This is a genomic window from Xanthomonas citri pv. citri, from assembly GCF_000961215.1.
Taxonomy (GTDB): Bacteria; Pseudomonadota; Gammaproteobacteria; order Xanthomonadales; family Xanthomonadaceae; genus Xanthomonas; species Xanthomonas cissicola.
Map to the genome: position 1 here is coordinate 206,911 of NZ_CP008998.1, position 14,249 is coordinate 221,159.

At 66.1% G+C, this 14,249-nt stretch carries 11 protein-coding genes; 7 read left to right on the forward strand and 4 right to left on the reverse strand.

The genetic code is table 11. The features are described from left to right. Nucleotides 1–127: 127 nt before the first annotated feature. The 5 genes from kduI (at nt 128) to AMD14_RS01365 (ending at nt 6,222) form a co-directional block, all read left to right on the forward strand. Nucleotides 128–982 (forward strand): 5-dehydro-4-deoxy-D-glucuronate isomerase, encoded by an 855-nt coding sequence (gene kduI, locus AMD14_RS01345; RefSeq protein ID WP_011050141.1) that lies wholly within the window; start codon nt 128–130, stop codon nt 980–982. A gap of 187 nt (nt 983–1,169) precedes the next feature. Next, nucleotides 1,170–1,925: a 2-dehydro-3-deoxy-D-gluconate 5-dehydrogenase KduD gene (kduD, locus tag AMD14_RS01350; RefSeq protein WP_005912133.1), complete on the forward strand. Its 756-nt coding sequence runs from the start codon at nt 1,170–1,172 to the stop codon at nt 1,923–1,925. A gap of 253 nt (nt 1,926–2,178) precedes the next feature. Continuing rightward, nucleotides 2,179–2,835: an RpiB/LacA/LacB family sugar-phosphate isomerase gene (locus AMD14_RS01355; protein ID WP_005912134.1), complete on the forward strand. Its 657-nt coding sequence runs from the start codon at nt 2,179–2,181 to the stop codon at nt 2,833–2,835. Between the two features lie 351 nt (nt 2,836–3,186). Beyond that, entirely contained in the window at nt 3,187–4,305 is a 1,119-nt protein-coding gene (locus tag AMD14_RS01360) for a GDSL-type esterase/lipase family protein (protein ID WP_015462736.1), read from the forward strand. A 180-nt stretch (nt 4,306–4,485) separates the two neighbouring features. Next, on the forward strand, nt 4,486–6,222 hold the full coding sequence (locus AMD14_RS01365; RefSeq protein ID WP_015462737.1) for a M61 family metallopeptidase: 1,737 nt from the start codon (nt 4,486–4,488) through the stop codon (nt 6,220–6,222). Nucleotides 6,223–6,294: 72 nt separating this feature from the next. On the opposite strand, the gene AMD14_RS01370 is transcribed toward AMD14_RS01365, so the two are convergent. Continuing rightward, on the reverse strand, nt 6,295–6,939 hold the full coding sequence (locus AMD14_RS01370) for a DMP19 family protein (protein WP_003490472.1): 645 nt from the start codon (nt 6,937–6,939) through the stop codon (nt 6,295–6,297). A gap of 140 nt (nt 6,940–7,079) precedes the next feature. Continuing rightward, entirely contained in the window at nt 7,080–7,970 is an 891-nt protein-coding gene (gene phhA / locus AMD14_RS01375; RefSeq protein WP_011050144.1) for a phenylalanine 4-monooxygenase, read from the reverse strand. A 127-nt stretch (nt 7,971–8,097) separates the two neighbouring features. Between phhA and AMD14_RS01380 the strand changes: the two genes are divergently transcribed. Together AMD14_RS01380 and AMD14_RS01385 are read left to right on the forward strand one after the other, a co-directional pair. Further along, on the forward strand, nt 8,098–8,580 hold the full coding sequence (locus tag AMD14_RS01380) for an Lrp/AsnC family transcriptional regulator (RefSeq protein WP_003490476.1): 483 nt from the start codon (nt 8,098–8,100) through the stop codon (nt 8,578–8,580). A 292-nt stretch (nt 8,581–8,872) separates the two neighbouring features. Then, a complete protein-coding gene (locus tag AMD14_RS01385) occupies nt 8,873–11,074 on the forward strand; it encodes a TonB-dependent siderophore receptor (RefSeq protein ID WP_011050145.1) in 2,202 nt (733 codons plus the stop codon). Between the two features lie 404 nt (nt 11,075–11,478). On the opposite strand, the gene AMD14_RS01390 is transcribed toward AMD14_RS01385, so the two are convergent. Then, nucleotides 11,479–12,516, reverse strand: coding sequence for a patatin-like phospholipase family protein (locus AMD14_RS01390; RefSeq protein ID WP_011050146.1), 1,038 nt, complete (start codon nt 12,514–12,516; stop codon nt 11,479–11,481). Nucleotides 12,517–13,101: 585 nt separating this feature from the next. Next, complete coding sequence (locus tag AMD14_RS01395) at nt 13,102–14,109, reverse strand: TIGR00266 family protein (RefSeq protein WP_011050147.1); 1,008 nt, start codon at nt 14,107–14,109, stop codon at nt 13,102–13,104. Nucleotides 14,110–14,249 lie beyond the last annotated feature (140 nt).

Below are 14,249 nucleotides of genomic sequence, written 5' to 3' on the forward strand. Positions count from 1 at the left end.
GAGAAGGAACGGGCCCCCACACCGCCGACACCCATTTCGTGCACTGCGCAATGACACCGGTTAACCAGAGTCGGTAGAATGGCCCGGTGCAAGCCACTGCCCCCGCGCTTGGCACCGGAGATCGCGCATGTCCCTGTACTGCAAGACCCATTACGCCACCCATCCCGACGCCATCAAGGGCGCCAGCAACGACGACCTGCGCGAGCTGTATCTGCTCGATGGGCTGTTCGTGGACGACGCGGTGACGCTCAAATACACCCACTACGAGCGCTTCGTGCTCGGTGGCGCCGCGCCGCTGGGCAGGACGCTGGAACTGCCCAGACAGACCGAGCCCGCCTCGGCCGCCGGGCATCCGTTTCTGGAGCGTCGCGAGCTGGGCATTCTCAATGTCGGCGCAGGCACCGGCACGGTGATCGTGGACGGCACCGCCTACACGCTGGGGCCGAAGGACGGCCTGTACGTGGCGATGGGCAGCACCGATGTCAGTTTTGCCTCCGAAGACGCGGGCAACCCGGCCAAGTTCTATCTCGCCTCCACGCCGGCGCATGCGCGCTTTGAGACCAAGCAGCTCTCGATCAAGGATGCGGTGGCACTGGAGCGCGGTGCGCTGGAAACCAGCAACGAACGCACCATTTACCAGTACATCGTGCCGGCCACCTGCCAGTCGTCGCAGCTGTTGCTCGGCCTGACCGTGCTCAAGCCTGGCAGTGTCTGGAACACCATGCCGCCGCATCTGCACGACCGCCGCAGCGAGGTGTATTTCTATTTCGACCTCGGCGCCGACGACCGCGTCTACCACTTCATGGGCGAACCCGATGCGCAGCGCCACATCGTGATTCAGAACAACGAAGCGGTGGTGTCGCCGCCGTGGTCCATCCACATGGGCGCCGGCACCTCCAATTACGCCTTCATCTGGGCAATGGGCGGCGAAAACCTGGATTACACCGACATGCATGTGCTGGATATCTGCCAGCTCAAGTAAGGCCTGCGTCCACGCGCCTGCACGCAGGCGGCCGCGCCATGACGCCGCTTTGTTCAAGCCGGTGCCAGTCACGCCGGCGCGATTCAGATGCGCCTTCGGCGCTGCACCCATTCGTATGACGTCATCGTCCGCACACTACGCGGTTCACTCAGCACACCACGGCACATCCAGCAGGAGCGATAAGGTAATGAGCAATCCGTTCAGTCTCGAAGGCAAGGTCGCACTGGTCACCGGTGCCAACACCGGCTTGGGCCAGGGCATCGCGTTGGCATTGGCCCAAGCCGGTGCCGACATCGCTGCCGCCGGCATCCAGGCGCCCACCGAGACCGAAGCGAAGGTCAAGGCGCTGGGCCGCCGGTTCATCGCCATCGAAGCCAACCTGATCAGCATCGAGCCAGTGCAGCGCATCATCGACGAGACCATCGCCGGCCTCGGCGGGCTGGATATCCTGGTCAACAACGCCGGCCTGATCCGTCGCACCGATGCGGTGGATTTCAGCGAGCAGGATTGGGACGACGTGCTCAACGTCAACCTGAAGTCGGCCTTCTTCATGGCGCAGGCCGCAGGCCGTCACTTCATCGCGCAGGGCCGCGGCAAGATCATCAACATCGCCTCGATGCTGTCGTTCCAGGGCGGTATCCGCGTGCCGTCCTACACCGCCAGCAAGTCGGGCATCGCCGGCATCACCCGCCTGCTTGCCAACGAATGGGCCAGCAAGGGCGTGACCACCAATGCCATCGCACCGGGCTATATGGCCACCGACAACACTGCGCAGCTGCGTGCCGACGAAGACCGCAACAAGGCCATCCTGGACCGCATCCCGGCCGCGCGCTGGGGCGTGCCGGCCGACCTGGGCGGCACCGCGGTGTTCCTGGCCAGCAGCGCCTCGGACTACGTCAACGGCGCGATCATCCCGGTCGACGGCGGCTGGCTGGCACGCTAAACGCTCGCGCATGGACGGCTGTCCTTCTCCCTTCGGGAGAAGGTGCCCGAAGGGCGGATGAGGGTCGGCAACTACGCATCAACCAGATGCGCACTTCCGCTCCTGCAATTGCTCTTCCTTCCTGCATCAGCGCGTTGGCCGCTTCAGCAAACAACGCGCACGCCGTCCAAAAAGACCGGCAACCCAACACACACATCATCGCTATCTAGCAACAACTTTTAAAAAAACTTCCCCAACCAATCGGAGCATTCCCATGAAAATCGCACTCATGAATGAGTTTAGTCAGGCCGCCAAGAACCCGGTAATCCTGCAGCAACTCAACGACGTCGCCGGCGAGCAGGGCCATAGCGTCTTCAACGTCGGCATGGACGGCGACAACGACCACCGCCTGACCTACATCCACTTGGGCATCGTCGCCAGCCTGCTGCTGAACTCCAAGGCCGTGGACTTCGTCGTCGCCGGCTGCGGCACCGGCCAGGGCGCGATGATGTCGCTCAACGCGCACCCGGGCGTGTTCTGCGGCTATTGCATCGAGCCGACCGACGCCTACCTGTTCGCCCAGGTCAACAACGGCAACGCACTGGCGTTGGCATTCGCCAAGGGCTACGGCTGGGGCGCGGAAATCAACGTGCGCTACATCTTCGAAAAGGCCTTCAGCGGCGAGCGCGGCATGGGCTACCCGGCCGAGCGTCGCGAATCGCAGCAGGCCAACGCCGGCATCCTGACCCAACTCAAGCAGGCCACCGCCAAGTCGTACCTGGACGGCCTGCGCGCCATCGACCCGGAGCTGATCAAGCAGGCCATCGGCGGCGAGCGCTTCCAGCAGTGCTTCTTCGACAACGCGCAGGATGCAGAGATCCGCAACTTCGTCGCCGGCGTGCTGGGCAAGACCGAAGCTGCTGCTGCGTAATCGCTAAAGCCCCTCCCCGGTGGGAGAGTCAGTCAACGCGATTGAGCTCCTCTCCTGCGGGCCTTCGAGCGCCCACGCCGCAAGGCGTGGGCCGGCGCGCGGAGCAGGGGGAGGTACGGCGGAAGACAGCGAACCCAGGCGGCCAGGCGCACGCGCCGAACCATTGGACGAACGGCCACACCGTTGCATCGCTCACCAACCGCATCAACGCGTCGCTCTGCCGAGCCCAATGAGCGCGCGAAGCGCAATTGCGTCGCCCAAGACCACGCATGCGCTCCACGCGTCAGCACCGTATCGCAAACCGCAACAACACCAGCAACAGCAACAGCGCGCTCACTCAGCGGAGCCCCCATGCATCGACTGCTCATCGCCATGCTGTTGCTCTGCACCGGCATCGCCCATGCCGCGCCACAGCGCATCTTCATCGCCGGAGATTCCACCGCCGCCGAATACGGTGCCGAGCGCGCCCCGCAGGCCGGTTGGGGCCAACTGCTGCAGGACTGGTTCGACCCGGCGCAGTGGCAGGTGCACAACCACGCCAAAGGCGGGCGCAGCACGCGCAGTTTCATCGCCGAAGGGCGCCTGGATGCCATCGCAAGAGAATTGCAACGCGGCGATGTGTTGCTGATCCAGTTCGGCCACAACGATGCCAAGCGCGAAGACCCCACGCGCTACACCGATCCGACGACCGACTACATGCAGTTCCTGCGCCGCTACATCGCCGCTGCGCGCGACAAGGGCGCCACACCCATCCTGATCACTCCGGCCGCGCGCCTGCTCTACGACTTCGGCGCGCTGCTCGACACCCATGGCCGCTACACCCTGGCCATGCAGCAACTTGCCGCGCAGGAACACGTGGGCCTGATCGATCTCAACGCCAGTTCCAGCGACTGGATTCGCGCGCTCGGCGAGCGGGCGGCCAGACCGTATTTCCTGTTCGTGCCCGAACAGGGCAAGGCCGACGGCACCCACTTCAGCCGCGCCGGCGCGACCGCCATCGCCTGCCTGGTGGTGCAGGGTTGGGTCCAGCTGCAGCCGGCGCTCGAGTCGCAGCTGCAGCGCGATGCCGATTGCGGTGCTGCGCCCGACACCGCCACGCAACGTGCTGCACAACCGCGTCCGTCGTTGATCGCACACGAACGCGATCTCGCGCGTCGGCAGCCTGGCCCGCACGGCGGCGCCGGCCCGACCACGGCCTATCCGTTTTTCGCAGACGCGCCGGATCTGGCGTTCGTGCTGCGCAAGCGGGTGCTGCACAAAGGTGCCGGCATCGGCCTGCATCTGCACGACAAGGACGAGATCTATTACATCGTCAGCGGGCGCGGCTTGTACGCGCTGGACGGCAAGCAATACCAGGTCGCTGCCGGCGATGCGTTGTTGACGCGGCCGGGCAGTACGCACGCCTTGCAGCAGACTGGTGAAGAGCCGCTGGTGCTGCTATTGGCCTATCTCGCCAAGCCGGCAGGCTGAGCCTTCGCCCCGGTGCACCGCATCTGCCGGCACTGCACCTGCGCCGCCCATCGCTGTACTGCGGTGTCAGTCGGTCCAGGCCGGCAGCCATCGCCGCGTATTGCGCGGCATGACCTTCGGCATGCTGGCAGGCGACCTCGACCGGCGACAAGATAGGTCATCCCCACCGCGCCGACACGCATGAAAACTCCCTGGTCGCTGCTGTGTGCACTCCTCACGCTGGCCGCTGGCGCAGTGGCCAGCCCGGCGCCTGCAGAGCCTGCTCCGGTTGCGCTGGACCTGGAGCTGGCACCGCACGCAGTCGAGGGCGACGTGAGCACGGTGGAGGTGCGTCTGCGCCTGGCGACGCTTCGCGTTGCGCGCGGCGGCATCGTGGCGCAGCTGCCGATGCAGGTGCAAAACGTGGATACCGCTGCCGAGCACATCGCCGCGATCGAAGCGACCGATGCGCAGGGGACGGTGCAACTTGTAGGGCGTGCGGCCAAGGCGCAGGAAAGCGGTGACCAGGGCCCATTGCGCGTCTGGATCGCGCCACGCGCGCTCAGCGGCCCGCTCAGCCTGCACTACCGTGTCCCAGCCAATGCAACCCGGCCGCCGCGCGGCCCGGCACCGCCGATTTCGTTCCGCAACGATGACCATGCCTTTTCTGCGCTGTCGAGCATGTTTCTGGCACTGCCGCCGCAGGAGCAAAGCTATGCGCTGACCATTCGCTGGGATCTGTCGCAGCTGCCCGACGGCGCCAAGGGAGTCAGCTCGTTCGGCCAGGGCACGGTGCAGGTCGCGCAGATCGACAACAACAGCTTGTCCGGTGTGTTCTTCATGGCCGGGGAGGTTGGACGCTGGCCGGCCGTGCCGCGTGCGGACGGGTTTTCGGTCGCCTGGCAGGGGCAGCCGCCCTTCGATGCGGCCGCGTTGTCCGCGTGGGTGGGCAAGCTGCACGACCAGTTCGAGCTGCTGTTTCCGCAGCCCGCGCCCGCGCCCTACACGATCTTCCTGCGCTACAACCCGGTCAACGCCGGCGGCGGAACCGCATTGAACCAGTCCTTCGTCACCACCTATGGCGAAGGCGACGGGGCCGATCTGGACCTGATCAAGATCACCTTGTCGCATGAGATGTTCCATACCTACCAGCCGCACCTGTCCCGGCATGGGGCCGAGTCCACGACCTGGTTCAGCGAAGGCTCGGCGGTGTTTTACGAGGCGCTTCTGCCGCTGCGATTCGGCTTGCTCACCCCGCAGCAATTCCTGGACACGCTTAACACGACCGCGGCGCGTTACTACACCAATGCGCTGGGAAATCTGCCGAACGCACGCATCGATGAGGGATTCTGGAAGGACACCCGCATCCGCACGCTCGCCTACGACCGCGGCATGTTGTATCTGGCCACGGTAAACGATGCGCTGCGCAAGCGATCGCAGGGCAGGCGTTCGCTGGATGACCTGTTGCGTGCGCTGCTGGAGATCGGGCAGCAGCGCGAGGCAACCCAGGCCGATTGGGAGGCCTTGTTGAAAGCAGAGCTGGGCGACACGGCGGTGCAGGACTTCCACGCCTTCCTGGCCGGAACTGCGCCGCTGCCGGCATCGGATGCGTTCGGGCGGTGCTTCCGTAGGATCAGCAAGCCGCTGCGGCGCTACGTGCTGGGATTTGAGCCGGCGGTGCTGGCCGAACCCAGGCGCATCGTGCGCGGCCTGATGGCGGAGTCTGCTGCTGCACAGGCGGGAGTGCGCAATGGCGACGAGATCGTGCGGCCGGTGCCGCAGGACGGCATCCAGGGCAATCAGACCCAGCACCTGAAACTGCGCTTGCGCCGCGACGGCAAGGAATTCGACGTGGACTATCTGCCACGCGGCGAGCAGGTTGACGCCTGGCAATGGGAGCGCGTCCCCGGTGTGGATGATGCACAGTGCCGGCGGTAGATCGCGCGTTTGGCGTCGACATCAGCACCGCGCCGATGAGGTAGCGGCCAACCCCGCTGCGTCGCCGGCAGTTCAGGCCTTGTCCACCCCGTAGTGCGTCAGCCCCAGGCGCGCCAGTTCAGCCGAGCGGCGGTAGTAGACTTCTTCCCAACCATCCACGCGCTGGCGGTCGGTGTCGTTCATGGCATCGAGAATGTCTTCGATGCTGAGCAGATTCGGATCTTCTTCCAGGCGCTCGAACACCGCGCCCAGGCCCTCGATGGCTTGGCGCGCTTGCACCGCGCCCATGGCGGCCAGCCCCCGCAATGCATCGCTGCGGGTCGCCGCATCCCAACGGTCGAAATAGCGCGCGTAGCCGCTCTCGTTCATGTCCGCATCCAGCCGCGCCAGCGCGATGAGTTCGCGCTCGCCTGGCGACAGCGCATCCATGCGCCCGCGCAACTGGGTGAGCTTGGCCTGCGCACGGGCAGCGCGGCGGCGCCACAGCAACTCGGGCATGTTGAGCAGGCCCTCCGGGGTGGGGGGCGCCACCGCGGGCCAGTTCACCCCGAAGCCGTCTTCGGTGATCTGCCATTGCGCGCGTTGCGGCGGCGATGCCTTGAGCAAGAGCCGGTGCGCCTGGATGGGCTCGTCGATGCGCATGCCGTTGGCCAGGGTGAACAGCAGGCGGGTGTCGTCCAGCTCCAAGCGCCGGATGCGCAGATGCGTCAGGTCCATTGAGCGAAGGCGATGTGGGGAGGTTTGACCTTAGTGCGCGTTGGCGGTGGTGCCGAGTCGGTGCAGGCCACATCGCGGCATCGTGACCGGGCGGCACTGCGGCGCGCCGCGATCGGCGCCGCGTTAGCGCAGCAGTGACCTCACACGTCGCCGTCGCGGCTCCAACCCTCGCCGCTGCCGCGTTGGATCACCCGATCGCCCGGCAGCACGTCACCCGCCGGCATCTGCGGCTGTTGTGCAAGCTCGGCATAGATCGGGGTGAAGTCCGGCGCAGTGGCTTCCATCAACTGCGCAAAGCTGTCGATGACGAAATAGGTCTTCTGAAAGCTGTCGATGCGGTAGCGCGTGCGCATGATGCGTTGCAGGTCGAACCCGATGCGGTTGGGTGCCGGCGATTCCAGCGAATACAGCGATTCGCCCTTGGACGACACGATGCCGGCACCGTAGATGCGCAGGCCCTGGGGCGTGTCGATCAGACCGAATTCCACCGTGTACCAATACAGCCGGGTGAGGTTCTGCAGCGCGTCCGGGCCGATGCCGTGCGCCTTGACCCCGCCGCGGCCATAGGCCTGCATGAAGTCGGCAAACAGCGGGTTCATCAACAACGGCACATGCCCGAACAGGTCATGGAACAGATCGGGTTCGGCGATGTAATCGATCTGATCGGGCCGGCGGATCCACCAGGTCACCGGGAAGCGCCTGTTGGCCAGGTGATCGAAGAAATCCAGCTCCGGCAGCAGGCCCTGCACGCCGACCAGGGTCCAGCCGGTGGCTGCCTGCAGCACGCGATTGAGCGCATCGAAGCGCGGGATGTGCGTCTGGCCCATGCCCATCGCATCCTGCGCCTGCAGGAACTCCTCGCAGGCGCGACCGACCAGCAGCTCGCGCTGGCGCCGATACAAGGTGCCCCAGGTGGCGTGGTCGTCGGCGCTGTAGCCGTCCCACGGCTGCTCCACCACCGCAGTGGTGTAGACCGGGACATAGCCCTTGTCGGTGAGCTGGTTTTCGACGCGTTGCGGAGCGGTAGTCATGCAGCGGCACCTCCCGGTGATCAGGCCTCACCTTAGCCGGATGTCCGCGCAACGGGATTGCGAATCTTGCGTGCCATGTGCATCTTGGCGCAAGATCCGTGCGTCATCCTCTGCTGCTGCGCAACATATGGATCAGCCCATCGCCTTGGACCGCACCGATTTGCGCCTGCTCGCCCTGCTGCAGACGCAGGGGCGCAGCAGCAATGCGGAGCTGGCCGTGCAGGTCAATCTGTCGGCGTCTGCATGCCTGCGCCGCACGCAGCGACTGGAAGCCGCCGGCATCATCGCCGGCTATGGCGCGCGGCTGGATGCGCGCGCGCTAGGGCTGGGCTTGCAGGCGTTCGTGCGTGTGCAGCTGGAGCAGCACGGGCAAGCCGACATCGAGCATTTCGCCGAGGGCGTGCGCGGCTGGGACGAGGTGGTGGCGTGTTGGGCGCTGACCGGCGACATGGATTACCTGTTGCAGGTACAGGTGCGCGACCTGGAACACTTCTCGCGGTTTCTGCTCGATCGCCTGCTCAATGCCACGGGCGTGTCGGATGTGAATTCCAGCTTCGTGCTGCGCACGGTGAAGGCGCCGGAAGGTCTGCCGCTGTCGCATCTGGCCTGAAGTGCAGATCAGCCATGTGGCTTAGGGCAGGGCGCCGCTCGCCCGGTGCAGCCGGCAAGGTGCACCGGCGTGCCGTCGCTTTCCAGACGGACGCAAGAAACGTGCTGCTTGCCACATAAACGATAACGATTTACATTTAACTCACATCTTGGCCGCGTCCGGCCATGTCGTTCGTGTCGCATCGCCAGCCCACGCAGGGTCAGCCAGCCGGTTCGAGTGGACGCCCGCGTGTGCCTGCGCCTTTCCCTGTTGCGTGACGCGCTGCGTCGGCAACGATCGACGAGAACGCCCCATGTCTGCTGCCATCGCTCCCCTTGGCCTGTTGTCTGCCGCGCTGCTGTGCGCACTGTCGACCTTGGCCCCCGCCGCTGCTCATGCCGCCGAGGCCGCCGATGCGACCAACGCCACGACGCTTGACCAGGTCAGCGTCAACGGTACGGTGAGTCGCGCGCAACCGGCCACCACCACGCGGCTGCCGCTGACCCTGCAGGAAACGCCGCAGTCGGTGAGCGTGATCGGGTTGCAGCGCCTGGAAGAGCAATCGCTGTTCAGCATCGACGATGTGATGCGTCATGTCACCGGCGTCAACGTGTCGTTCTACGACACCCAGCGGCCGCTGTATTTCGCGCGCGGTTTCCAGATCACCGACTTCCAGGTCGACGGCCTGCCCACCTACAGCGGCGCCACCAATCAGGAATACGACACGGTCTTCTACGACCGCATCGAGGTGATCCGCGGCGCCAATGGCCTGCTCACCGGCGCGGGCATTCCCTCGGCCACGGTCAACCTGTTGCGCAAGCGCCCTGGCAAGGACTTCGACGCCTCGTTCGGCGTGAGCACGGGCACCTGGGATTTCCGCCGCATGCAGGCAGACGTCAATGCGCCGTTGACCGAAGATGGACGCTTTCGCAGCCGCGTGGTGGCCGCCTGGCAGGATCGCGATTACTACTACGACCGCTACCACGACAACAAGATGTCGGGCATGGCGGTGCTGGAAGGCGACCTGACCGAGAGCAGCACGCTGACCGTCGGCTACCAGCGCCAGGACAACACCCCGGTCGGTTCGACCTGGGGAACGGTGCCGTTCTTCGCGGCCGACGGCTCCTTCGCCAACCTGTCGCGCTCGACCAACATGGCGCCGGAATGGACGCGCTGGCAACGCGAAACCAGCACTGCGTTTGCCAACCTGGAACAACGCTTCGGGCAGGACTGGTTGCTGCGCGTCAACACCGCCCACACCAAGGGCGCCGTGCAGAGCCTGCGCGTCTACGGCACCGGTTACCCGGCCGCCGATGGCAGCGGCGTGTTTTTGCGCGCCAACGCTGGCGAAACGCAGGACACGCGCGATAGCGTGGACGTGTATCTGTCCGGCGGGTTCGCCTTGTTCGGCCGCCAGCACGATGTGGTGATCGGCGGCAGCTGGCAGGACCTGCAATCGACCACCTATACCGTGGCGCAGGCCTATCCCGACGACTGGGCCACCTGCGGCAGCGAACGTTGCTATTTCATTCCCAACATCCGCAACTGGAACGGCGACGCGTCCGAGGTGACCTATGCGCGTACCGGCGCGCGTCGCCAGGCACGCACCACCCAGCGCGGCGTGTATGCCTCCACGCGCTTGCGGCTGGCCGACCCGCTGTCGTTGATTGCCGGCGCGCGGCTGAGCTCCTGGGAAACCCGCACCCAGGCGTTCGATGCCAGCGGCAGCTACACCGGCACCAGCGGCCGTTATGAAGTAAGCGACGAAGTCACCCCATACGTCGGTCTGGTGTACGACATCGTGCCGGATGTGTCGGTCTACGCCAGCTACACCGAAATCTTCAATCCGCAGAACTACCGCGACAAGGACAACAACCTGCTCGCACCGGTGGAAGGGTCCAACCTGGAAGCCGGTATCAAGGCGCAGTTGTTCGATGGCCATGCGATGGCCACCGCCGCCGTGTTCGAAGCCAAGCAGGACAACTATGCGGTGCGCGACATGACCCAGCCGGAAGCTTCGCTGCCGGATGGCAGCTCGGCCTACATCGGCGTGGACGGCACCAAGAGCCGTGGCTGGGAAGTGGACGTCAATGGCGAAGTGCGGCCCGGTTGGACCATCAACGCCGGCTATACCCACGTCAAGGTGACGCGCGCGCCCACCGATGCGATCTACGCCAACCTGCCCGAAGATTATCTGCAGCTCTCCACCCAGTGGCGCCTGCCGGGGACGTGGGACCGGTTGAGCATCGGCGGCGGCGTGAGCTGGCAGAGCGCGGTGCGCGGCTTCAATATCGCACGCCCCACCGGCGACGGCACTGGCGCTACCAGGCCGGTCACCGTGGAGCAGAACCCGTATGCGCTGGTGCATTTCAACGCCAACTACCGCATCAGCGACCAATGGACCGCCACGCTGGCGGTGCGTAACGCATTGGACAAGACCTACTGGGCGAATCTGGATTATCAGAACTACGGCGAACCGCGCTTTGTCAGCGTGTCGCTACGTTGGCGGTATTGAGGCATTGCCGATGAAGTCCGGGCTTGAGACGTTGCCCATCAAGTCCAGGCGTTGCTACCGGTAGGCCTCGCGGCCAGGGCCGCTCCTGCAAGAGCGGTGCTGGCCGTGCCGACGTCGCCGATACACCTAAAGACCCCCGCCCCCGGTAGGAGCGGCCCCGGCCGCGACCCCATCCCGACACATCTCAGCGCACCCGAAAGAACCGCCACGCCGTCGTAGGAGCGGCCCAGGCCGCGCCCGTGTCCGGGCACCCTCAGTGCATCAACACAAGGCATCAACAACGCAGTCGCCCTACGCATCTGGTTCAAATGCGCGCGTCTGGAAACAGGCGCCCACGCCCGCTCAGTTCCGCATGACCTCGCGGGACCCGCATCAACTGCGCATCGCCTCGCACCGCAGCCGCATCACGGCGCCACGCAGGCCTCGTCCTTGCCGCGCAATTTTTCCCAACGCGAGCGTTGTTCCAGGCAGCGCTCGTACGCCTGTTGCCTGGCCGCTTTGGCCTGATCGGCGGCGGTCCGTGTCGCGCTGCTGCGCGCGGCCTGCAGTTGCGCAATCTTGGCGCGAATCTGCGGCATCACCGCCATTGCGGCGCGCTCGCCTTCGAGGATCGCCGCACCACGCTGGTTGAAATCGGCCGAGCCGATATCGTTGACCTTGGGGCGAACGACCACGTCGGCACGTTTGAGTTCGGCCTCGCCCAGGCGCTGGCCCATGATCGAGATCGACTGGTTCACCGTGCCCAGCAGGTCCCCCGGATTCTTGCCGCTGGCCTTGCTGGAAATATCCACGGCCACCACGAATTCGGCACCGAGCTGGCGCGCCGCATCCACCGGCACCGGGCTGACCACGCCGCCATCGACGAAGTGGTACTTACCGATGGTCACCGGCTCGAACACGCCGGGAATGCTGCTGGACGCGCGCACTGCCTGGCCGGCATTGCCGCGCACGAACACGGTGCGTTCGCCATCTTCCAGACGCGTGGCGACCGCCGCGAACGGCTTGCGCAGTTTTTCGATCGGTTTGCCGCCCAGCTGTTCGTTGACGTAGTCCTGCAGTTTCTGGCCTTGCACCAGGCCACCGGAAAACAGCCGCACATCGCGGATGCTGGTCTGGTCGAGCGCAACGGCCTTTTCCTGCATTTGGAACGCATCCATGCCGCTGGCATACAGCGCGCCCACCACGCTGCCGGCGCTGGTACCGGACACCACCACCGGTGCGAAGCCGTTGGCCTCGAGCATCTTGATCACCCCGATATGCGCAAAGCCCTTGGCCGCACCGCCACCGAGCGCGACGCCGATCTTGATGGGCTTGGGGGCTTCGGCCGAAGGTGCCTGCACCACGGGCGCCGGTGTCGCCGGGCGCGGCTCGCCCCCGCAGGCGCTGAGCAGACCGAGCATGGACAACAGGGCGAGCGAGCGGGAGCAGCGGAGCGCGATCATGGCGAAAACGTCGATGGGAAAGGCGAGGGAGAATACACGCGCCCTGCCACTGCTGCTGCGGCGGTATTGGCGTGAGTGGAGCTCATTCAGGACAGCATCGTTTACAGGCGTTGCGCTCCCTTCTCCCCTCGGGAGACGGTGGCGCGCAGCGCCGGATGAGGGTACGAGCGGAGCCTGATGCCTTCCCATACCACGTGTGGCTTCGCCCGTCCCCTCACCCCAACCCCGCTCCGCGCCCCAGCCCACGCCTTGCGGCGTGGGCGCTCGAAGGCAGGCGCGCCGATGGCGCTAGCCCTGCCTTTTCGCCCCGCAGGGAGAGGGGCTGCGGTTCCGTGCGGCGATGGACGTGGCTACGGTCAGGGTGCCGTCGCTGCACCAACGACTTGGTCGCCTGCCTTCTCCCGCCGGGACATTGTCTTCCTTCATGGCGGAGACGGTGGCGCAAAGCGCCGGACGAGGGCGCGCCTCAGCATCTGCCAGTGTCTGGCGCGACAAACGCGTCGCCACGCGCCTTCAGAGGTGACACGACGCTTGCTTCGCCCCCCGAATCCAAATCGTCATCGCGCCAACCCGCCGCGTCACCGCTCAGAACCGGTTATCGCCATCCAGCAAGCGGCCCAGGCCGCCCAGCACCGAGCCCTCGCCGCGCTGTTGGCCACCGCCTTGCGGGGCGGCCTGCAGCATGCGGCCGGCCATGCGCGAGAACGGCAGCGATTGCAGCCAGACCTTGCCCGGGCCGGTGAGGGTGGCCAGGAACACGCCTTCGCCGCCGAAGAACATGCTCTTCAGGCCGGCAACGCGGCGCACGTCCATGTCCACGCCGGCGTGATAGGCGACCACGCAGCCGGTGTCCACATCGATGCGCTCGCCCGGCCCCAGCTCGCGCTCGACGACCGTGCCGCCGGCATGCACGAACACCCATCCGTCGCCTTCGAGTTTCTGCATGATGAAGCCCTCGCCGCCGAACAGGCCGGTGAGGATCTTGCGCTGGAAGGCGATGCCCAGCGACACCCCGCGCGCGCCGGCCAGGAAGCTGTCTTTCTGGCAGATCAACTGCCCGCCATGCTCGGACAGACGCAGCGCCAGCACCGTGCCCGGGTAGGGCGCGGCGAAGGCGACCTTGGCCTTGCCGCTGCCGGCGTGGGTGAACACGGTGGTGAACATGCTTTCGCCGGTGACCACGCGTTTGCCGGCCGACAGCAGCTTGCCCATCAGCCCGCCGCCACTTTGACCGGCATGCGAGCCGTCGCCGAACACGGTGTCCATCTGCACCGCCGCGTCCTTGTACATCAGCGCACCGGCCTCGGCGATGGCGCTTTCGCCTGGGTCCAGCTCGACTTCGACAAACTGCATGTCGTTGCCGACGATGCGGTAGTCGATCTCGTCCGCGCGCCCGCTGATGCCGCTCAACGGCGGTGGTGCGCTAAGGCCGCCCTGCAGTTCGGCCAACTGACGGGCCGGCGTCCAGCCATCGAGCCCGTCGCGCCAGGCCAGCGCATCGGGATGACGCTGCGCATGCGCGCGGGCGCTGGCATCGTCGAGCGGGCCGAGACGGTCGGCCTGTCCGGGATTATGGAAATACCACTGGGCCATCGGGACGACTCCTGTCTGCGTGTGCGGCGAGTCTACGCGCAACCGCCGCGGCGGCGTCCCGTGTCCAAGGTCATGTCTGCAGCGCGTGGTTGTGACGCGGTTGCGGCCGTCCGGAGCGCTTCGCCATCGCGATGTCGAGC

Excerpts from the sequence above, each read along its gene's own strand:
- kduI (WP_011050141.1), top strand. The coding sequence starts at position 128 with ATGTCCCTGTACTGCAAGACCCATTACGCCACCCATCCCGACGCCATC.
- kduD (WP_005912133.1), top strand. The coding sequence starts at position 1,170 with ATGAGCAATCCGTTCAGTCTCGAAGGCAAGGTCGCACTGGTCACCGGT.
- AMD14_RS01355 (WP_005912134.1), top strand. The coding sequence starts at position 2,179 with ATGAAAATCGCACTCATGAATGAGTTTAGTCAGGCCGCCAAGAACCCG.
- AMD14_RS01360 (WP_015462736.1), top strand. The coding sequence starts at position 3,187 with ATGCATCGACTGCTCATCGCCATGCTGTTGCTCTGCACCGGCATCGCC.
- AMD14_RS01365 (WP_015462737.1), top strand. The coding sequence starts at position 4,486 with ATGAAAACTCCCTGGTCGCTGCTGTGTGCACTCCTCACGCTGGCCGCT.
- AMD14_RS01370 (WP_003490472.1), bottom strand. The coding sequence starts at position 6,939 with ATGGACCTGACGCATCTGCGCATCCGGCGCTTGGAGCTGGACGACACC.
- phhA (WP_011050144.1), bottom strand. The coding sequence starts at position 7,970 with ATGACTACCGCTCCGCAACGCGTCGAAAACCAGCTCACCGACAAGGGC.
- AMD14_RS01380 (WP_003490476.1), top strand. The coding sequence starts at position 8,098 with ATGGATCAGCCCATCGCCTTGGACCGCACCGATTTGCGCCTGCTCGCC.
- AMD14_RS01385 (WP_011050145.1), top strand. The coding sequence starts at position 8,873 with ATGTCTGCTGCCATCGCTCCCCTTGGCCTGTTGTCTGCCGCGCTGCTG.
- AMD14_RS01390 (WP_011050146.1), bottom strand. The coding sequence starts at position 12,516 with ATGATCGCGCTCCGCTGCTCCCGCTCGCTCGCCCTGTTGTCCATGCTC.
- AMD14_RS01395 (WP_011050147.1), bottom strand. The coding sequence starts at position 14,109 with ATGGCCCAGTGGTATTTCCATAATCCCGGACAGGCCGACCGTCTCGGC.